20 protein-coding genes are annotated in these 20104 nt (G+C 54.1%); 9 read left to right on the forward strand and 11 right to left on the reverse strand.

From position 1 onward, the window contains the following. Window positions 1-7 precede the first annotated feature (7 nt). Window positions 8-277: a hypothetical protein gene (locus ACTH3S_RS03490; protein ID WP_441807633.1), complete on the forward strand. Its 270-nt coding sequence runs from the start codon at window positions 8-10 to the stop codon at window positions 275-277. 170 nt (window positions 278-447) lie between these two features. Here ACTH3S_RS03490 and panP read toward each other — a convergent pair whose 3' ends face one another. The 4 genes from panP to ACTH3S_RS03510 form a co-directional block, all read right to left on the reverse strand. Further along, window positions 448-2124, reverse strand: coding sequence for a pyridoxal-dependent aspartate 1-decarboxylase PanP (gene panP, locus ACTH3S_RS03495; protein WP_441807634.1), 1677 nt, complete (start codon window positions 2122-2124; stop codon window positions 448-450). 173 nt (window positions 2125-2297) lie between these two features. Beyond that, window positions 2298-2738 (reverse strand): DUF503 domain-containing protein, encoded by a 441-nt coding sequence (locus ACTH3S_RS03500; RefSeq protein ID WP_441807635.1) that lies wholly within the window; start codon window positions 2736-2738, stop codon window positions 2298-2300. 102 nt (window positions 2739-2840) lie between these two features. Continuing rightward, window positions 2841-4532 (reverse strand): isovaleryl-CoA dehydrogenase, encoded by a 1692-nt coding sequence (locus ACTH3S_RS03505; RefSeq protein WP_441807636.1) that lies wholly within the window; start codon window positions 4530-4532, stop codon window positions 2841-2843. Window positions 4533-4534: 2 nt separating this feature from the next. Next, a complete protein-coding gene (locus tag ACTH3S_RS03510; protein WP_441807637.1) occupies window positions 4535-5170 on the reverse strand; it encodes a TetR/AcrR family transcriptional regulator in 636 nt (211 codons plus the stop codon). 173 nt (window positions 5171-5343) lie between these two features. Between ACTH3S_RS03510 and ACTH3S_RS03515 the strand changes: the two genes are divergently transcribed. The 4 genes from ACTH3S_RS03515 to ACTH3S_RS03530 all read left to right on the forward strand — a co-directional run bounded on the left by ACTH3S_RS03515 (window position 5344) and on the right by ACTH3S_RS03530 (window position 11039). After that, the gene (locus ACTH3S_RS03515; protein ID WP_441807638.1) at window positions 5344-6375 is read left to right on the forward strand and encodes a lipase secretion chaperone; all 1032 of its coding nucleotides are present in this window, start codon (window positions 5344-5346) and stop codon (window positions 6373-6375) included. A 131-nt stretch (window positions 6376-6506) separates the two neighbouring features. Beyond that, complete coding sequence (hemB, locus tag ACTH3S_RS03520; protein WP_441807639.1) at window positions 6507-7523, forward strand: porphobilinogen synthase; 1017 nt, start codon at window positions 6507-6509, stop codon at window positions 7521-7523. A 65-nt stretch (window positions 7524-7588) separates the two neighbouring features. Continuing rightward, entirely contained in the window at window positions 7589-9730 is a 2142-nt protein-coding gene (gene ppk1 / locus ACTH3S_RS03525) for a polyphosphate kinase 1 (protein WP_441807640.1), read from the forward strand. Between the two features lie 22 nt (window positions 9731-9752). Continuing rightward, on the forward strand, window positions 9753-11039 hold the full coding sequence (locus ACTH3S_RS03530) for a DUF945 family protein (RefSeq protein ID WP_441807641.1): 1287 nt from the start codon (window positions 9753-9755) through the stop codon (window positions 11037-11039). A gap of 58 nt (window positions 11040-11097) precedes the next feature. Here ACTH3S_RS03530 and coaD read toward each other — a convergent pair whose 3' ends face one another. From coaD to ACTH3S_RS03550, 4 genes are all read right to left on the reverse strand, one after another. Further along, a complete protein-coding gene (gene coaD / locus ACTH3S_RS03535) occupies window positions 11098-11580 on the reverse strand; it encodes a pantetheine-phosphate adenylyltransferase (RefSeq protein WP_441807642.1) in 483 nt (160 codons plus the stop codon). A 107-nt stretch (window positions 11581-11687) separates the two neighbouring features. Next, window positions 11688-13280: a GMC family oxidoreductase gene (locus tag ACTH3S_RS03540; protein ID WP_441807643.1), complete on the reverse strand. Its 1593-nt coding sequence runs from the start codon at window positions 13278-13280 to the stop codon at window positions 11688-11690. 38 nt (window positions 13281-13318) lie between these two features. Continuing rightward, window positions 13319-13954, reverse strand: coding sequence for a hypothetical protein (locus tag ACTH3S_RS03545; RefSeq protein WP_441807644.1), 636 nt, complete (start codon window positions 13952-13954; stop codon window positions 13319-13321). Between the two features lie 70 nt (window positions 13955-14024). After that, window positions 14025-15503 (reverse strand): coniferyl aldehyde dehydrogenase, encoded by a 1479-nt coding sequence (locus tag ACTH3S_RS03550; RefSeq protein ID WP_441807645.1) that lies wholly within the window; start codon window positions 15501-15503, stop codon window positions 14025-14027. A 106-nt stretch (window positions 15504-15609) separates the two neighbouring features. On the opposite strand from ACTH3S_RS03550, the gene ACTH3S_RS03555 reads away from it, so the two are divergent. Next, window positions 15610-16290, forward strand: coding sequence for a TetR/AcrR family transcriptional regulator (locus ACTH3S_RS03555; protein ID WP_441807646.1), 681 nt, complete (start codon window positions 15610-15612; stop codon window positions 16288-16290). 198 nt (window positions 16291-16488) lie between these two features. On the opposite strand, the gene yihA is transcribed toward ACTH3S_RS03555, so the two are convergent. Next, the gene (gene yihA / locus ACTH3S_RS03560) at window positions 16489-17124 is read right to left on the reverse strand and encodes a ribosome biogenesis GTP-binding protein YihA/YsxC (RefSeq protein WP_441807647.1); all 636 of its coding nucleotides are present in this window, start codon (window positions 17122-17124) and stop codon (window positions 16489-16491) included. A 171-nt stretch (window positions 17125-17295) separates the two neighbouring features. Here yihA and ACTH3S_RS03565 point away from each other — a divergent pair, with 171 nt between their 5' ends. The 3 genes from ACTH3S_RS03565 to ACTH3S_RS03575 all read left to right on the forward strand — a co-directional run bounded on the left by ACTH3S_RS03565 (window position 17296) and on the right by ACTH3S_RS03575 (window position 19608). Further along, window positions 17296-17904 carry a c-type cytochrome gene (locus ACTH3S_RS03565; protein ID WP_441807648.1) on the forward strand — a complete coding sequence of 203 codons (609 nt, stop codon included), beginning with the start codon at window positions 17296-17298 and terminating at the stop codon, window positions 17902-17904. A gap of 143 nt (window positions 17905-18047) precedes the next feature. Next, on the forward strand, window positions 18048-18683 hold the full coding sequence (locus ACTH3S_RS03570; RefSeq protein WP_441807649.1) for a thiol:disulfide interchange protein DsbA/DsbL: 636 nt from the start codon (window positions 18048-18050) through the stop codon (window positions 18681-18683). 64 nt (window positions 18684-18747) lie between these two features. Then, a complete protein-coding gene (locus ACTH3S_RS03575) occupies window positions 18748-19608 on the forward strand; it encodes an endonuclease/exonuclease/phosphatase family protein (protein ID WP_441807650.1) in 861 nt (286 codons plus the stop codon). A 72-nt stretch (window positions 19609-19680) separates the two neighbouring features. Here ACTH3S_RS03575 and rpmG read toward each other — a convergent pair whose 3' ends face one another. Together rpmG and rpmB are read right to left on the reverse strand one after the other, a co-directional pair. Further along, a complete protein-coding gene (gene rpmG, locus ACTH3S_RS03580; protein WP_008173465.1) occupies window positions 19681-19836 on the reverse strand; it encodes a 50S ribosomal protein L33 in 156 nt (51 codons plus the stop codon). 11 nt (window positions 19837-19847) lie between these two features. Beyond that, window positions 19848-20084, reverse strand: coding sequence for a 50S ribosomal protein L28 (gene rpmB / locus ACTH3S_RS03585; RefSeq protein ID WP_200202252.1), 237 nt, complete (start codon window positions 20082-20084; stop codon window positions 19848-19850). Window positions 20085-20104 lie beyond the last annotated feature (20 nt).

Below are 20104 nucleotides of genomic sequence, written 5' to 3' on the forward strand. Positions count from 1 at the left end.
GTGAGTTATGAGTACACCGGTTGAAAGCCATCGCCAGGCCAGGGTGATTGATGAGCTGCGAGTGTTCATCAAAAAGGTGTTAAGCGATCCGACTATTGCGGTGAAGTCCATAGATATTGCCCGCAAGCATCGTTCAGAAGCCGATTCCGACGAACTGATCGCCCGGGAGATCAGCTCCAACACCACCATCCGTATTCCGGAAAAGTGGAGCGAAGCGGATCGCATGTTCTTGGATATCATCCAGGAAGTATTGGATGACGAAGAGGCGATGTACTGAACAAATCCTCTTCGAGGGTTAGAGGCCATCTCTGAGCAAGGGAGGGTAACAGGCTTCCAAAACCGTGCGGAGCCATGGATGGCGGAGCCGAGCGTACACGGATGTATTTCACAGCGTGTTTTGGAAGCCTGTTACCCTCCTTTGCGGATCCTGGAGGGTGGTCAGAAAAATCAGGCCTGCCTTTGACTCTGCCCATGCTGCTTTAGCACAGCATCTGCCATTTGATACAGTATTCTGATTTCATCCTCAATCTCTTCTTCTCCGGAAAGCTCGCTCTGTTCTTCCAGAATATCTGCCAGGATTTTTGGCGTGGTTAGAGGGTTTGCCAGAACCACCCGGAAAACGATGCACGGGAAATTATAGTAGCGGGCTGGCTCTAAACGAGTTCTTGAAACAAACGCCTTGCCGCGCTCCCGTTGGGTCTTCTGGATAAACTTGATAATCGTATTTAGGCAGGCGTTGAGTTTTTCGGCCTGGAGTGGATCAGCCAGAGCCAAAGCTTCCTGCACATTTTTCGGGCAGTAACGATAGGTGAGAATGTTCAGCTCGGGCCGCGTAACTAGTTCAAAGTCGGCCTGCGCTTCTATCATGTTGGCGAAGGTTGCCGCTTTTTCGATGCCTTGGTCTATCAGTATCTCGTAGCCTTCTCGGGCCAGGATTTTCAGACCCGAGTGGATCAGCATGGACATGCCTGGGCGTGAGCCTTCCAGCGTGGTGGTGCCCAGGTCGCGTGAGCCTTTTCGAATGATGTATTGGGCATGATGTTCAACCGCATTGGCTAAGCTTGGGTCTTTGAACACGACTAACCCAACGCCCATGGGCACGTACAGTTGTTTGTGGGCATCGAAGGTGACGGAGTCTGCTTTTTCTATGCCGCGCAGCAGGTGGCGATAGCTTCGGGAGAACAACGTTGGCCCGCCCCAGGCGGCATCCACGTGGAAGTGGGCGCCGAATTCCCGGGCGGTATCTGCCATGGCATCCAGTGGGTCTACGTTACCGGTTTCGGTGGTGCCGGCTACGCCGCAGATGGCCATAATCTTGATTTTTTGCTTCTGCAGCTCTAAACACTTGTCGCGCAGGGCATCGGTGTTGATTCGGTTGTCGTCGTCGGTATCTACTGCCACTAGCGCATCGCGGCCCAAACCTAATACATCGGCAGCCTTGCTTAGGGAGTAGTGACCGCGACGGGACACAACGATCGCGGCACCTTCGTAGCCGTAGTATTTCAGGGCGCGGAACAGGCCTTCCTGGTGTAAACCGCGGAAGCTACCTTCGGCTGGGAAAGCGCGGTTTCGGGCCACCCAAAGTGCAGTCAGGTTGGCGACGGTGCCGCCGGAACACATGGCCCCAAGGGCGTAGCGGGGGTCGTGCATCCATTTCCGGTAAAAAGCGCCGTCTTCTTCGTACACCAGTCGGTGAATCATGCCCAGAACCTGCCGCTCCATGGGCGTAAAGGCCTTGGAGGTTTCGGTTTTTACCAGATTTTGGTTCAGGGCAATCATGATTTTAGACAGCGGTAGCATAAAATACGGCAGCGCTGAGGTCATGTGCCCGATAAAAGCGGGTGAGGCTGTGTGAACAGAATTGGCCACGAGTTTGTCGAGCAGGAATTGGGTTTGCTCGGAAACGAATACGGGCTTTTCCGGGATGGCGTAGTCGGAGAAGTTTTTCTCGACGTCTGCAAGGTCCCGTTCAACTGCAACGATATGATCCTGCAGAAAGCCTGCAAGATTGCGGGAAATGTTTTGGTCAATCCGACTGAGCGTAGATTCCGGTGCCTCGGGCACGGTGAACACTCGGTACATGGCTTCGACTGAAGCTTGGGCGGATTTTTTCTTTCCGGTCATAGATACCACACACTATCAGTGGTCATCCGCGGGGCCGGTTCCGGATGCCCGACGGATACAGCCGGGGTCTGATTCCGGCATTGGTTACTTGAAACCTGTCGCTTACAGGCACGCTGGCATCCCTGAGGACGCGTAGTATACGGGCTGATGCGGTGTTGTGCCACTGAGCTTTGTTAGAGAATTTCTCGATGAATATCGAGTATAGCGGCATCGACTCGTTCTTGGATGGCTTTCTCTATTTGGTCGAGGCGTTGGGTGATTAGTTGCGAGGAGGTGCCCAGGGCGGCGATTGTCCAGGTGGCACAGTCTAGGTCTTCCAGGTCGGCGGTTTCTGCTACGGCCAGATCTGGTTCTTTGCCCCATACGGCGCGTAGTGGGGTGAAAACTTTGCGCTTGGCTTTGAGGTCTTCGCAGCCGTATAGCTGGAAGTGGAGGGTTAGTACGCCTACGTGGGGTGTAATCGTGGTGTGTTGTTGAGGCGCATTGCCTTCTTTGAGCAGTTTTCTTAGTGCTTCAGACATGGGTGTTCCGGCTTTGGTGCTGGAACCCGCGGGGGAGGCTTTTCCAAAACACGCTCCTTGCGGCACATCCATGTGGCGCTTGGGCTCCGCCATCCATGGCTCCGCACAGTTTTGGAAAAGCCTCCCCCGCAGGTTCATGAACAATGCAAGGGGAGTCCGCCAAGTTGTGCTTTTACACCTCGGTGGATATCGGCTCTAGCCTACTACAGGTGTCGCGCGCTTGATAATAGCCGCAGCATCGATGCCAGAGGGCAGGTTGCCGTAGTTCATGCCGCCATTCGATTGCAGGCGGGAGGCGCAGAAGGCGTCTGCAACGGCTTTGTCCCCGTTTCGTAGCAGCAGGGATGCCTGCATGGCCAAGGCCATTCGGTCTACCAGGTTGCGTGCTCGGTACTGGAAATCGCTGATATCTGCGAAGTCGTTTTGCAGTTGCGCCAGGAACTGGTCAAAGCGGCGGTCTGCACCTTTTGCTTCGGCGGCTTCGTGGAAGAAGGCGTCTAGGGTTTCCGGCTCTTTCTGGATGGCGCGTAGGGTATCCAAACACTGGACGTTGCCGCTACCTTCCCAGATGGCGTTAATGGGGGATTCCCGGAACAGACGGGGCATGATGCAGTCTTCCATTACGCCGCTGCCACCGATGCATTCCATAGATTCGTAGGCGTGGTTGGGTGCGCGTTTGCAGATCCAGTATTTGCCTACCGGTGTGGCTAGACGGGCAAACAAGCGTTCGTGCTCCTGATCCTGGTTGTCCAGGGCGCGGGCGACTCGCATGGTGTAGGCGAGGGCGGCTTCGTTTTCTAAAGCCAGGTCGGCCAGTACGTTCTGCATCAGCGGCTGGTCGATAAGGCGGTTGCCGAAGGCGCTGCGGTGGCGGCTGTGGTGTGTGGCTTGGGCCACGGCCTGGCGCATGCCAGCGGAGCTGCCGATCATGCAGTCGAAGCGGGTCATGGCGACCATTTCGATGATGGTGGGCACGCCGCGCCCTTCTTCACCGATCATCCAGGCCAGTGCGCCGCGCAGCTCTACTTCGCTGGAGGCGTTGGCGACGTTGCCCATTTTATTTTTCAGACGCTGGATCTGCCAGGGGTTTTTGGTGCCATCTGGGCGCCACCGTGGCATCAGAAAGCAAGATAACCCGCCGGGTGCTTGGGCCAGTACCAAGAAGGCGTCGCACATGGGGGCCGAAACAAACCATTTGTGGCCGACTAGTTCGTAAGCCTGGCCTGTGCCTATTGGGTAGGCTAGGGTGCTGTTGGCGCGCACGTCGCTGCCACCCTGTTTTTCGGTCATGGCCATACCGATGGTGACAGAGCCCTTCTGGCTGTCTGGAACGTTGCGGGCGTCGTAGCTGTTGGCCAAAACTCGGGATTCCCAGAGTGCGGCCAGTTCCGGTTGTTTGCGGATGGAAGGAATGGCCGCGAAGGTCATGGTAACTGGGCAGCAGTGCGCAGCTTCCACTTGGGAGTGCATGTAGTATTTCGCTGCGCGGGTTACGTGGGCACCCTTGCTTGGGTTCGTCCATGGACTGCTGTGCAAGCCATTTTCAAAGGCGATGCGCATCAGTTCGTGATACGAGGGATGAAAATCCACCTCGTCGATGCGATGGCCAAAGCGATCGTGGGTATTGAATACGGGCTTGTTGATATTGGCCCGAAAGCCCAGGTCGATGGTTGCTGCGTCGCCAGCTAAGGCGCCGAAGGCTTTCAGGTCGCTTTCGGCTTTGCCCGCGCCTTCGCGCTTTACGGCTTCTTGAAGCGCGATATCCTGTTCGTACAGGTTGTAGTTCTCCAGCGTGGGCGGCTGGTTGACGACTTCGTGGGTGACCGCTAAGTAGCGATCACCGAGGTTCTCTGGCGGTGTTCCGGCGTTTGGCTGCGGGGTGTTCATAGCTACCTCCTGGTGCCGGTCAACCCCTGTATGCAAAAGCGGATGATGGTGTTGACTAGCGGGTCGTTGTTGTTGTCAGTTTCAGCTGCGGTTGCTTGTCCGGATTGGGTCGGCGACAGCGGGCCGACCAGGCTTTCCGCAATAGCGCCAACCAGACAGGTGCTGCTCTGGCGCGCGTTTTGATCCGGGATGCCCCCTTCTTTAATGCCTTCCAAAATCGCTTGTTCAAACAAGCCGGCATAGGCTTTTCGGTAGGCCAACCGTTCTACCTCTACTTTTGGATCCACCGGTTCGGCAATGAGTGACCAAGCCATCATAGGGCTGGTCAATGCCCGCTCGGCAAATTGCCGTAATGCTTTTTCTAGTCGTTCTGTCGCGCTTCCCTCTGTTGCTAGAGCTTCCACTACCTTGTCTACTTCGCGCTGTGTGGCCAGGCGAAATATTTCGGCAAACAAGTCCTCTTTTGACTCGAAATGGCGATAGATCGTTCCCGTGGCTACACCCGCGAGCTCCGCGATGCGAGTAATCTTTGCATTGCGAAAGCCGCCTTCTGCAACGCATTGGTATGTGCATTCAGCAATTCGTTGGCGCGCCGCCGCTTTACGCAGGCGCATTTTCTCTGTTTCGCGATAAGCCATCCCGGCTCCTTAGAACTAGTGAATCATTATTCATTTTTTGTGTCAACGCAGGTTTTTGCGGTCTGTCTCGGTAAAAAGTCCCGCCTCGTCTATTATGATTCGTGCCATACGTCTCACTCCCTGTTTTCCGGGATTGTACTCAAACCACCGACATGTCGGATCTGTTCGCTATTATGAAATCTGTTTCCAGACTCTTCTTTACTGTACCGGTGATCATAGCAGTTGTGATTGCACTCTGGTTTTTGGCCGACGGCGCGCAGGATCAGCCTGCGTCTACTCCTACATCTGGCCGCACCGCTGAGGTAACTACGGGTGGCACCGACTTTTCAGAAGCGAGTCAACAAGCGCCCTCAAAACTGGTCGGTGAGGGCTCTGATCTCACTATACCGGATCGGCAGCCGCCGTCTTTGAGAGGGACGTCTGAGCCAGGTGGTTGGGCGAGAACGGATCGCCTAGGCAACCTGATCCCTACTGGCGAGTTACGGCAACTATTTGAATACTATTTATCTGCTCTGGGCGAGGAAACACTGCCGCAACTGGTGATTAGAATTCAGCTTGCACTTTCAGCGCTGGAAGAGCCCGCAAGAGGGCAGGCGCTGGATACCCTTGGCCGGTACCTGGATTATAAGCTTGCGTTGTCGGATCTCGAAACAGCCTATGGGGATGTAGGCACTCCAGGGTCGGATGAGATAGAGAGCAGAATGGCAGAAATCCATGCATTGCGTAGAACCTGGATGGATGCGGATACCGCTGAAGCCTTTTTTGCAGATGACGAAGCAATAGATCGCTACCAGCTTAAAAAGCGGAGTATTGGTGCAGATAAGAGCCTCTCCCAGCAGCAGCGCGAAGAAGCTCTTGCGGAGGCTGAGATGGCTTTGCCGGAACCCGTGCGACAAGCGCGACAAGATACCCGAAAGTTCTCCCGATATGAGCAGGCCCGCAAAGCTTTGGCCGATGATCCGGAGGCCTTGCGATCTATGCGGCAGCACGAATTTGGCAAGGAGGCTGCCCAAAGGTTAGAGAACTTGGATGCCGAGCAAAAGGACTGGAGTCGCCGGTGGCAGTCTTATGCAAAGGAACGTGAGGCTCTGGGCGCGTCCGGTCTAGCTGAGCCTGAGCGCGAAGAGAGCCTGATCCGGCTACGCGAGAAGTATTTCACTGAATCCGAACGTGTCCGGGCCAAAGCGCTGGATTCCATCCAGTAGCATAACCGCCGGAAAAGACCCGGCGCGGCCTGCAACTGGCGGCCCGGGGGGTGTATGATAGTGTAAGCGGTGCCGCCAAGGCACCGGAGTTTTTGATCCAACTCTTTGCCGTGTCTTTCAGGAGGTTTTCTGTGTCGCTATCAACACCCCGTGTTTTTCCCACTACTCGTCTGCGTCGCAATCGTGCCAGTGATTTTTCCCGGCGGCTTGTGAGGGAGAACCAACTGACGCCAGATAACCTGATTTATCCAGTGTTCGTGCTGGAAGGTGAAGGACAGCGTGAGCAAGTCGAGTCTATGCCCGGCGTAGATCGCCTGAGTATTGATCTATTGCTTGAGCTGGCGGCCGAAATGGTTGAGTTGGGCATTCCAGCGGTGGCTCTGTTTCCTGTGGTTTCAGCGGAGAAAAAGAACTTGTCTGGCTCCGGTGCATGGGATTCTGACGGGCTGGCGCAGCGTGCCGTCCGAGCCTTGAAAAAGGCTTTCCCGGAGTTGGGCGTGATCACCGATGCAGCATTGGATCCATTCACCACCCATGGTCAGGATGGCATCATTGATGGCAATGGTTATGTGCTGAACGATATCACGGTAGAAGCCTTGGTGAATCAAGCCCTGTCCCACGCAGATGCGGGTGCCGATGTAGTGGCCCCGTCGGATATGATGGACGGGCGCATTGGTGCCATTCGCGAAGCGCTGGAAGCGGCAGGTCATATTAATACCCGTATCATGGCGTATTCTGCCAAGTATGCCTCTGGTTATTACGGGCCGTTCCGAGACGCGGTTGGCTCTGCGGGAAATCTTGGTAAGGGTAGCAAAGAGACTTATCAGATGGATCCGGCCAACAGCAACGAAGCGCTTCATGAAACCATGATGGACTTGTCTGAAGGCGCAGATATGGTGATGGTCAAACCCGGTATGCCGTACCTGGATGTTGTGCACCGGGTAAAAACCGAATTGCAGGTGCCCACCTTCGTGTACCAGGTTAGCGGTGAATACGCGATGCACATGGCGGCGGAACAGAATGGTTGGCTGGATGGCAACACTGTGATGATGGAAAGCCTGATGTCCATGCGCCGTGCCGGCGCAGATGGCATCCTTACGTATTATGCGGTACGTGCCGCTCGCCTGATGCGAGATCAGGGGCGCTAAGGCGAGTTGCGACTCACCCGCTATTGGAATTGGCGGGTTGCTCATCAGACAGGAAGTAAAAGGCTATGACAACGGAAATTGCCAACAAAAGCACAACGGGCGAGGGGCAGAGTGTGCCCGCCCCGATTGATGTTCCGCCGATTGGTGAAGTGATTAATCTGGACGCCAGAGAAAACTACTTCAACCGGGAGTTGAGTCAGCTTCAGTTCAATTACCGGGTGTTAAAGCAGGCACTCGATACCACCCATCCATTGATTAATCGGCTGATGTTCTGCTGTATTTTCAGCAGCAACATGGACGAGTTTTTTGAAATACGGGTGGCGGGCCTGCGCCAGCAGATAAAATACGGCCGAGAAATTGTTGGCGCAGACGGCATCATGCCGGATCAGGCGCTGAATGAGATCAGTCGTATTGCCCATGAATACATCAATGAGCAGTACGACATACTGAACCATGTTCTTATTCCGGAGATGGAAAAAGAAAATATTCACTTTGTGCGGCGCCGTGAGTGGACTCCAGAGCAGGCAGAGTGGGTTCGTAACTATTTTGATGATGAAATTCTGCCTGTAGTGAGCCCTATCGGGCTGGATCCATCCCATCCTTTCCCGCGGTTGGTGAACAAAAGTCTTAACTTTATTGTTGAGTTGGATGGCAAAGATGCCTTTGGCCGGGAGACAGGCATGGCCATCGTACCGGCACCACGCTCGCTGCCAAGACTGGTTCGCCTGCCGGATGACGTGTGCAGCGGCGGGGAGAACTTGGTTTTTCTGTCCTCGATGATTCACGCTCACACCGACGAGTTGTTTCCGGGTATGGAGGTTAAGGGTTGTTACCAGTTTCGGCTTACCCGCAACGCCGATTTGGAGCTGGAAGACGATCTTGAAGATCTTGCATCCGCCCTGCGTGGCGAGCTGCTTAGCCGCCGGTTTGGTGATGGTGTGCGGCTGGAGGTGGCGGACAACTGCCCCCAGGAACTTGTGCAGTTTCTGCTGAAAGAATTTGGCTTGGCAGAAAAGGATCTGTATCAGGTAAACGGGCCAGTAAACCTGACCCGGTTAATGGCGGTCACTGGCTTGGTAGATCGCTCAGATCTGACCTATTCAGGTTTCTCGCCCACCATACCCAAGCAGATCCGCAGCAAGGAGACGATGTTCGATGCCATCCGAAAACGGCCGATTTTGCTGCATCATCCTTTTGAGAGTTTTGCTCCGGTAGTCGATTTGTTGCGCCAAGCTGCCAAAGACCCCCAGGTGCTGGCGATTCGCCAAACACTTTACCGCACGGGCGCTAACTCGGAGATTGTTGAGGCTCTGGCAGATGCCGCTCGACGAGGCAAAGAGGTAACGGCTGTTGTTGAGCTGCGGGCAAGGTTTAGTGAGGCAGAGAACTTGGAGTTGGCCAGCCGTCTACAAGAAGCCGGTGTGATCGTGGTATACGGGGTTGTGGGGTATAAAACCCACGCCAAGATGATTTTGATTGTGCGCCGCGAAGAAGGGCGCCTGCGCCGTTACGTGCACTTAGGAACCGGCAACTATCACGCGGTTAATGCGCGCCTGTACACAGATTACAGCTTCATGACCTGTGACGAATCCATTGGCGATGATGTAAACAAGCTGTTTCAGCAGTTAACCGGTATGGGCAAAGCACTGAAAATAAAAAAGCTTTTTCATGCGCCTTTTACGCTTCATCAGCGGCTGCTCAGTTTGATTGAGCGTGAAGCTGAATTGGGCAACAAAGGGTGGATCATTATCAAGATCAATGCGTTAACCGAAACGCGGCTCATAAAGGCGTTGTACAGCGCCTCACAGGCCGGTGTAAAGGTTGACTTGATCGTGCGCGGTATTTGTAGCTTACGGCCCGGCGTGCCCGGTCTTTCGGATAACATTCAGGTGCGGTCCATTGTGGGGCGCTTCTTAGAACACACCCGGGCGTACTATTTCGGCAACAATGGCGAGCCAGATGTTTACTGCTCAAGCGCCGATTGTATGGAACGCAATCTGCTGAGCCGTGTTGAAACGGCGTTTCCCATTGAAGATTCGAAGCTGATAGCACGAGTCCGTGAGAATCTGGATACTTACCTTGCGGACAATTGCCAGTCTTGGATGTTGCAGCCAGATGGCAGCTACATTCAGAATCAGCCGTTAGGAGGCGAGGAACGTGTGGCGTCACAATTGGTATTGCTAGAGCGCCTGACCGGCAAATCTTGATATTTTTAGATGGAGAGAGTTCTTGAAAGCAAAATGGATAATTATCAGTGCCGGAGTACTTGTTATTGCTGGCGCAATGCCTTGGGTGACAGGATACGTAACAGAGCAGCAGTGGCAAAAAGTCACCCGTGAATTGAATCAGTCGCAGCAGTTTGTGCAAATGCAAACAGCAGACTACCGTCGGGGCTTTTTTAGCGCAGAATTAGACGGCACTGTAACGGTGTTCAATCCGGAAGATGGTGAAACCTACCCAATTGAATACCGCGCCAGTGTGACCCACGGGATCACCGGCAGCTATATGGATTTTGAGCCGGTTGAGGGCTGGTCGCCTGAGGGTGCTGACTGGTTTCAGGAGCGGCCAAGGTTGACTCTGGAAAGCCGTCTCTGGGGCACCGCCGCGCTCGAGTTGGAGGCTCCGGCCATTGCCATTAACAACCCTGAAAGTGGTGAGTCGCTTAGAACCAGTGGCGGCGTTGCCCGAATTGAAATCAGTGACTCAGGATCCCAAGCTGATGCGCTGGCAGTCTGGCCACAATTGAGCCTTACCGGGCCGGATATGAATATCCGTATTAACGACTTCCGCATTGAACAGAGTATGGCGCACCTTGATGGCGACGTCTGGACGGGAACCATGGAGGCGTCGGTTGCCTCTGTGGCGCTGGCATCTCCTGGGGCGCCACCGGTTACGCTGGAAGATCTGCTAGCGCGCAGCAACACAGAGGCGAGCGATGATGGACAGCGCCTGGATTCGCGACTGTCGGTTGAGGCTGGTCAAATTCAATTTGAAGACCAGGCCTATGGCCCGCACAAATTGGCGTTTGCCTTGGAAGATCTGGACGTTGCGAGTTGGAGCCTGCTGACAACCAGTATGACTGAGCTCCAGGGCATGGCGCTGGCACCGGATGCCGGTAGCCGAGAGTCGTTTGAACGGCAGATGGCGGCTATGGGGCAGGTTAACACTGCCATGCGCAGCCTTGCAGCGGCCGGGTTTTCGATCGGGTTTCCGGAAATGACTCTAGATACGCCTGAAGGCGCGGTAACCGGCAATTTGGTGATTAGCCATCCCGAGCTTTCGGAAGATCAGAAGGCGGACATGCTGATGGTTATGCAACAGCTAACCGGCGAAATGAATGTGAGTGTGCCTGCAGTGCTGGTAGAAGACTATCCCGTTTTGCGTATGCAGCTCGCGCCTTTGGTGAAGCAGGGAATGCTGGTGCCTGAGGGCGACCGGCTGGTGCTTGCGGCGAAGCTGAACGATATGGTGGTCGACGTTAACGGCCGGGAAATCCCATTGCCGCCTTTGCTGTAAAGTTGCTGCAATAAAAAAACGCCCCAGCGGGGGCGTTTTTTTATTGCCCGTAGGAAACTCAGGCTTTGCTGAATTTCTCTTTTAATGCCGTCTCCACAACTGGATCAACAAACTCTGACACGTCTCCCCCCAGAGAAGCGATTTCTCGGATCAGGCTTGAGGAAATGTAGGAGAGGTGATTGGAAGGCGTTAGAAACACGCTTTCCAGTTCTGGTGCCAGGCGGCGGTTCATATCTGCAAGCTGAAATTCATACTCAAAATCGGAAACCGCCCGCAGACCGCGAAGAATCACCGTCGCGCCCTGGTCACGGACAAAATCGGCGAGCAGATAGCTAAAGCCGGTCACGCTGACGTTGGGAATGTGAGTCGTTGCTTGTCGAACCAGCTCGCAGCGCTCCTCCAAATTCAGTAATGGCTTTTTCTTCGAGTTGTAGGCGACCGCAACAACAACCTCATCAAACATCCGGCTGGCCCGCTCGATAAGATCCGTATGGCCGTTGGTGATGGGGTCAAAAGTGCCCGGGTAAATGACTTTAGGCATGCACAGCTCCTTTTTTAACAGGCACCCAGAATATCAGCATTCCAGCGGTTTCTGTAGACCAGCCAGAAGCCCGGCGCTGTTGCGCCGATATTTGCCTGCAATTGGGGTTATGCTTTCAGGCGTTGTGCCAATCGGGTGCTGTTTCGCGCGGCTAACGCGTAAACCGACAGCTGTGGATTGGCGCCAATGCTGGTTGGGAAAACCGACGCGTCGTGCACGCTGAGATTGCTAACGTGATGATGCTCGCCAAAACTGTTGACCACCGATTCTTTCGGGTTACTCCCCATGGCACAGCCGCCCATTTGGTGTGCTGTGAATAGGCGAACCCGGTGGGGCTCCATAGAAAAACCATCAATTGCGGTTTTTGCGTCGGCCCAGTTGGTATACCAATCAGAGTCCAGATGCATCAGACGTACCCGCTCAGCGCCGGCTGAAAACTGGATTTCAGCCATGGTGTAAAAGGCATTGCGGAGGCCTTTCCAGAGATAGTCGCTGATCGGGTAATCGAGTACCGGGCTGCCGTCATCGCGAAGCGATACGGTGCCGCCGGGGCTGTTTTCATGAAAACCATCTCGCAACAGCGCGATAACAGATTGCATCCAGGGCAGGCCGGCCAAGTTTTCCGCCTGTGAGTCGCCATGTCCTGGAACAACACCGGCCGCCATGGCCGGATGCAGCGGAGGTACTTCTAACTTGTAACCCGCGTCGCCATCTACACCGTTGCGGAAGTTGAACTCGTCGGAATAGATGGATTGTGGTGCGCCATAGAATGGATCCACTCGCTTTGGCATTTGTGCAACACTGGCGTTCACCGGGTGAATAAACGAACGCTTGCCTACCCGTTCGTAAGGGTCGGGCAATTTAGAGCGCAGCAACAAGCCAGGCGAACCTATCGCGCTGGCGGCAACCACAAAGTGCTTTGCTTTCAGCGTTACTGTAATGCCGTTGGGTGTAATGCCATCGCTGGCCATGGCGGTGGCCTGCAGGGAATCAATTCGATCTTGGTTCATAACCAGCCGATCGGCGCGCAACCCATGGAACATTCGGGCATTATTATCCAGCGCGCCGGGAATGGTGGTCATTAGCGCACCCTGTTTGGCGTTGGTTGGGCAGCCCACACCACAGTATCCGAGGTTCCAGCAGCCCTTTACGTTGCGGGGGATAACCTGCCAGCTAAAACCAAGCTTCTCACAGCCCTGGCGCAACACATCGTTATTGAGGTTTGGCTCTATCTCCCACGGCGACATGGAATGACGGGTTTCGCGGCCGTCAAACCAGGGTGCCATGGCGTCTGGGGTCAGAGCTTCAAGTCCAAAGTGCTTACTCCAGTAGTTGAGGGTGGCGTCTGGCGTTCGGAAGCTACTGGTCCAGTTAACCGTGGTGGAGCCACCCACGCATCGTCCTTGCAAGATCGAAATGGCACCGTCTTTGGTGACCCGGCTCATGCCTTCTTGGTAGAGGTTGGCGTAGGACGTGAGCTCGTCCATTTTGAAGTCTTTCTGATAGTACAGGCGGCCCTCCTCTACCAGGATAACGGAGAGGCCACTCTTGGCGAGAATTTCGGCTGTTGTGCCACCGCCGGCACCTGTGCCAACGATAACGACATCGGCTTCTACGATTTGGTTTTCGGTAAGGGTGGCACCATCGGTGACTTTCCAGCCGGATTCCAGGCCCTGGGCAATACGATCGGTGAACGACATGGTAGCTCCTTACTTAGGCTAAAACAGCGGGCTGAAAATTAGGCTTTGCGAAATTGTGGCAGGGCTTCTACCGCCCACTCGGGCGGCCCGGGATAACCGGAAAGATGCCAGTTCTCCTGGTAGCCGTAAAACGCCACGTTGCTGATTTTGGTGAGCGCCATATAGCCATTATTGAAAAGTCCGATACTGCTCGAGCGCCAGCGTTCCAGAAACCCATTGGCTTGCTCTGCAGTGGCGTTGCGCCAGGCTGGCCACACTCGTGCAATGGACACACGGGTAAGACTGAAGTTAAGCAGGTCAAACAGCTGCCGAAGCTCTTTTTGGTTGGCTGGTCCGAACTTGTGAATGCCCATGTCTATACGTTCAACGGTGCCCGCAATCGCTATACGTCTGGCATTGGGTTGCTCAGGCAATGCAGAGCCAAGAATGGCCGGGAGCAAAGCTTCAAACAGTTCGATATCTTCTGTTGTCAGAAACCGAAACTGATAGCGCGCGTCCATTCGGGTTTCAACGGCGCCAAGGCGGCCGGCGGGCACCGTTGCACAGCCGCTAAGGCCGGCGGTTATACTAACGGTACCCAAAACCAGGGCGCCACCCAGCCCGGTACGCAAAAAGTTGCGCCGGTTCAGAGATACGGACTCCAGCCCTTCGGGCGGGGTGAGGTGGTCAGTCATAATCGGCTCGCTCTTATTCTCTTTGGGGCGATTGCCAGGGCGCGAACGCCCCGGGTACAGCGTAAGAAACTCAGCGGATGAAGAACTTGTAAATCATCTTGTGGGCGGATGTCCCGTAAGGAGGGTAGACAAGCTTGCCACTGTTGAGCTTTTGCTTGGCAAAAATGGCACGTTGGTGTGAGAAGGTCAGGAAACCTTCTTTGCCATGGTAATGGCCCATGCCTGAATCGCCTACACCGCCGAAAGGAAGATCATCCTGCGCCACGTGCATCAGCGCGTCGTTTATGCACATGCCCCCTGAAATGGTGCTGTTGATCATCTGGTCCTGCTGGTTTCGGTCGTAACCGAAAAAGTACAGTGCCAGAGGCCGAGGCCGATCATTAATGTACTGGATCGCTTCGCTGAGGTTGCCGTAGCTTACAATCGGTAGGATGGGCCCGAAGATCTCATCCTGCATGAGCTTCATGTCTGGGGTGGTCTTCAGTACCAGGGTCAGCGGGATCTTGCGGGTGCCATCGCCCATGTTTTCCTGGGCCGGGTTGAGTTCGATAAGTTCAGCACCCTTGGACTTGGCATCTTCTAGGTAGCTTTGCAGGCGGTTGTACTGGCGCTCATTCACAATGGCGGTGTAGTCGTCGTTGTCGCGCAGCGAAGGATACATCGCTGAGAATTGCGCGCGGAACTCTTCGACGAAGGCCTGGGTGCGGTCAACGGGGCAGAGTACGTAGTCTGGCGCTACGCAGGTTTGGCCGGCGTTGAATGCCTTGCCAAAAGCAATGCGCTGGGCTGCGTCTTCCAGAGGTACATCTGGGGACACAATAGCGGGCGATTTACCACCTAACTCCAGAGTAACCGGAGTTAGGTTCTCCGAAGCCGCTCGCATCACCAGTTTGCCAACGGATGTGGAGCCGGTGAAGAGCATGTGATCGAACGGTCTGGCGGAAAAATCGGCGGCAACGTCGGCTTCGCCGTTGATAACCGATACCAGATCTTCCGGGAAGGTTGCTTCAATCAGCTCTTTGAACAATGCCGAAGTGTGAGGTGTGAACTCAGACATTTTGATCATGGTGCGGTTGCCCGCAGCAAGTGAGGCAACCAGTGGCCCAACCGCCAGGTAAAGCGGGTAGTTCCAAGGTACGATAACCCCTACAACGCCTTTTGGCTGGTAGCAGACCTTGTTGCTGGCGGGCTGGAACAGCATGGATACGTGCCGGCGGGAAGGCTTCATCCAGCCTGAAAGGTTTTTCAGGGTGTAATTGATTCCCTGAATGGAAGGCATCACTTCTGCAATCAAGGATTCGTCCCGCGAGCGGCATGAGAAATCCCGGTCAATAGCGTCCAAAATACGGTCTTGGTAGGTCAGTAGCCCCTGCTTGAGGCGTTTCAGGTTTTCCTCGCGATCGGCCAGCGACGGCGCTGGGTTGTTGTGAAACGCGATCTTCTGATTCTCGAACACCTGGTGAGTATGCTGAATATGTTTTTTGCTCTCGGTGAGCTGAGCAACGCTGGCACCCATGGTGTCCTCCTTAATAGGCGAAAAAACGCTCAATTTGCACTTGAGGGTATTATTAGAGTATATACTCTAGAGAGTCAAGCAGGCTCAATGGCGAATCAGGCCATCTGTCAGCTGCAAAACAACAAATACCGATGAGCTTATGAAAACCAGAGACAAAATATTGCTGTCCAGCCTTGATCTGTTTAACGAGCAGGGTGAGCGAAACGTCACAACCAATCATATTGCGGCACACTTGGCGATTTCGCCGGGCAATCTTTATTACCACTTCCGCAATAAGTCCGACATCATTTACGAGATATTTCAGGAATATGAAAAGCTGGTGGATTTCTATTTGGATATCCCCGATAACCGCCCGATGACGCTAGACGACATGACTTTTTACCTAGAGTCGGTGTTTGATGGGTTGTGGAGCTATCGGTTTTTTCACCGAGACCTGGAGTACCTGCTAGACAGAGATCAGCGCCTGCGCAGCGACTATCGCGAATTCACTAACCGGTGCCTTGCGGCCATAAGCCGTATTTTCGAGAAGCTCGCAGAAAGCGGCATTATAGAGCCTCAGCCCGAATCGCTCCGGTCGGCTATGTCGCTGAATGTCTGGATGGTGATCACCAACTGGATGGCGTTTTTGAAAACCGCTCATGCGGCCCAGGCTTCTGCCAGCCTGACACTTCGGGAACTGAAGCAGGGTATATACCAGGTGCTGACACTGGAGATTCCTTACCTGATGCCGGCTTATCGTGAGCAGGTTATGGACCTGCGAGAGCGGTACCGTCCAACAATGCCAGAGCCTGAAGAGGCATGCGATGCCACGGTAAGTTGAGTGCGTCGCTGGCCGTTATATGTAAGGAGGGTCTAAATCTGGATGGGTTTGGAACCTTTGACGGACGAGGCTGTCAGAGTGAGTGGCGCTGGCAATCCGGACATTTCCGGCGCCTCCTGAGTGAGTTCTCAGGTTTTAGCACGTCGCAAACCCTGACGTTTTACCGGCCCGTTTTTTCAGGCCGGTTTTTTTGTGCCTTTACAGGTTTTCTGCAGAGTCTTCCAGCCAATTTGTTAGTGCCGTCCGACACTCATCAACGCCGCGCTTAGAGGTTGATGAGAACATGATCAGATGCTCGACACAGGTAAATTCCTCAAGCTTTCGGGTGATTTCCAGCATGCTGGTTTTTGCTTGTCCGAATTTTAGTTTGTCTGCCTTGGTGGCCAGGATCATCAGTGGCAGCTTGTTATGCTGACACCATTCCACCATCATCTGATCGAACTCAGTGAGTGGGTGGCGGATATCCATCACCAAAACCAGGCCGCGCAGGCACTGACGATCGTTCAGGTATTGCCCCAGATGCTTTTGCCAGTCATCTTTCATGTCCCGGGATACCTTCGCGTAGCCATACCCAGGCAGGTCTACCAACCGAGTGTTCTCTCGGTTTAAGGAAAAAAAGTTGATTAAGCGCGTGCGTCCGGGTGTTTTACTGGTACGAGCCAACTTGCCATTTGCGGTAATTGCGTTCATGGCGCTAGACTTTCCAGCGTTCGAACGCCCGGCAAAGGCCACTTCAGCGCCTATGTCTAGTGGGCAGTCTTCAAGCCGGGGGGCGCTGACCAAGAAACGGGCGCTGTTAAATGAGATGCTTTTTTGAGTCAGATCAGGGTCCACAGCGGTTGGCTTTCCTTTGGATTTCAGTTATCAGGGATTAATGTATAATGCTACACCAATTCCGGGCGGTACGCTTGGCGTAACCGCTGTCAGCCTTGGTTTTTAGCCTGACTGAACAGCGCCTGCCGGCTGCAAACAAAATATTATCGAGATGAGAGAAGCGGAGCGAGCATGAAGAAACTGATCGCAGGGTTTGTTTTCGGCGTTGGCCTGACAGCTATGGCGCACGGAGCAGGGGATCCTGAAGCGGGCAAAGAGAATGCAGTGGCCTGTCAGGCGTGTCATGGGCCTGCTGGGGCAAAGCCGATTATGGGTGCTTACCCTAAGCTTTCCGGGCTGGGTGAAAGATACCTGTATAACCAGCTAGTGGCCATTCAGGAAGATGCCCGCTCCATACCGGAAATGACCGGCCAGCTTGACGGTAAGTCCGATCAGGATCTTCAGGATCTGGCCGCGTATTTTGCTAAGCAGGATATGGTTGTAAGCCAGGCGGATCCAGAGCTGGTAGAGAAGGGCGCTGCGTTATATCGGGGCGGTAACATGGCCTCTGGCGTTCCGGCCTGTGCAGGTTGTCATAACCCGCAGGGCAAAGGTAACGCGCCCGCAGGGTATCCGCACCTCGGTGGGCAAAACGCCGAATACCTGGTCAAGCAGTTAGAAGCCTACCGTGCAGGCACTCGGGCGAATGGCTCTAACGCTCAGATTATGATGGACGTTACGTCCAGATTGACCGATGCAGAAATTGAGGCTGTTGCCAGTTATATTTCCGGTCTGAACTGATTCGGTAATTTGGTACCTGAAAAACCCCGCCTGAAGCGGGGTTTTTTGTCTTTCGATCCTGTAATGCGTGAACAGTGGAACTTTTCAAGTTCGGCAGGTCATAATTCCCTTATAACGACATTTAAAAAATCTGGAGATATTTCATGTTTCGAGCGCTCAGAACAAGCGTACTGCTGTTAGCTGCCTTGGCGGTATTCGGTCAGGCCAGTGCAGCCGACTGGAAAGAAGGAACTCATTACAAGAAGCTGAACACTCCGGTGCGCACAGGCGACGATTCACGCGTTGAGGTGGCAGAAGTGTTTTGGTATGGCTGCCCGCACTGCTACAACTTCAAGCCGCTGGCGGAGAGCTGGGAAGCCAAGGCTCCAGATTACGTAGACTATGTGCGGATTCCTGCAGCTCTGGGTCGCTCCTGGGAGCCTCACGCACGGGCGTTCTATGCGCTTGAAGCCATGAACTCCCTGGATAAGGTGCACGATGCTCTATTTGAGGCCTTGGCAGGTCAGCACCAGCCGCTTAACGACGGCGAGTCTTTGGCTGATTTTGTTGCCAATTACGATGTCGATCATGATAAATTCCTAAATAATTTCAATGGCTTTGGTGTGAATGCGCGTATGCAGCAGGCACAGTCGAAAATTCGGGGCGCGCGTATTACCGGCACTCCGACTATGCTGGTAAATGGCAAGTACACGGTTAGCGCTTCCTTGGCCGGTAGCCTTGAAGCCATGCTAGAGGTTGTGGATTATCTTGTAGAGCAAGAGCACGCTGCGAATAAATAAAGTCATGCTCCGGGTGGCTTTTCACTTGCAGTGTTGTCACCCGGGGTAGGGCAGCGTACCGATTATGTATAAGCGTTTCCGAAAGCAGTTGGATGGCATCATCAGCGCCCGGGACGAGTCGAAAGGCTCGAACTCGGGCCTTGAGCACGTGCCTGCGTTTGAGCCCAAGCGCCATCTCCGCCTGCTGACCTTTAATATACAAGTGGGTATCAATACCTCTTCATATCGCCACTATGTCACTCGTAGCTGGCAGCATTTTCTTCCCCATCGTAACCGTATTCAGAACCTGGATCGTATCGCCTCTTTGCTCAGCAATTATGATGTTGTTGCTTTGCAGGAGTGTGATGGCGGAAGTCTGCGAAGTGGGCATATCAATCAGGTGCAGTACCTTGCCGAGGCGGCGGGGATCCCGTACTGGCATCAACAGCTAAATCGAAATCTGGGGCAGTTTGCCCAGCACAGCAACGGCTTACTCAGCCGGTTTCGACCGCTGGATGTGAAGGAGTACAAGTTGCCAGGGCTGATCCCGGGGCGGGGCGCTATTGTTGCCCGTTATGGCACTGAGGAGGACCCTCTGGTGCTCGTGTTGATGCACTTGTCTTTAAGCAAGTCGGCGCAGCAGCGTCAATTGGGCTTTGTCAGTGAGCTGATTTCAACGTATCGGCACGTGGTTCTGATGGGGGATATGAACAATCACGCCGAGGAATTGCTGACCCGTACGCCACTTAAGGAAACGAATCTGGTACCGCTGCCAGATACCGCCCACAGCTTTCCGAGCTGGCGCCCTGAGAAAGCCCTGGATCACATTCTGGTAAGCCCAAGTCTGCAGGTTAATCGGTCAGAGGTTGTAAGCTATCCCATGTCAGATCACTTGCCCATTGCCATGGATATAGCTTTGCCGGATGGGTATTTGACAAAATTCTAAAGCATTCATGAAAAGCGCTCACAAAAAAACCCGGCAAATTGCCGGGTTTTTTTGTGAGCACAAGATCAATAATTATTTGATCTTGGCTTCCTTGTACGCAACGTGCTTACGGACAACCGGATCATACTTTTTGATCTCGATTTTTTCCGGAGTGTTACGCTTGTTCTTTTTGGTCGTGTAGAAGTGACCCGTGCCTGCTGAAGATACCAGCTTAATTTTTTCGCGCATGATGCGGCTCCTTATACTTTCTCGCCGCGGGCACGAAGATCGGCCAGTACAGCGTCAATACCTTTTTTATCGATGATGCGCATACCTTTGGTAGACGTGCGCAGCCTTACGAAACGCTTTTCAGACTCAACCCAAAAGCGCTTGCTTTGCAGGTTAGGCAGAAAGCGACGACGGGTGTGGTTCATCGCGTGGGATACATTGTTACCGGAAACCGGACGCTTACCGGTTACCTGACAAACTCTGGACATACTTGCCTCCGACCTGAGCA

This window comes from Marinobacter sp. (genome assembly GCF_052094685.1).
Lineage (GTDB): Bacteria > Pseudomonadota > Gammaproteobacteria > Pseudomonadales > Oleiphilaceae > Marinobacter.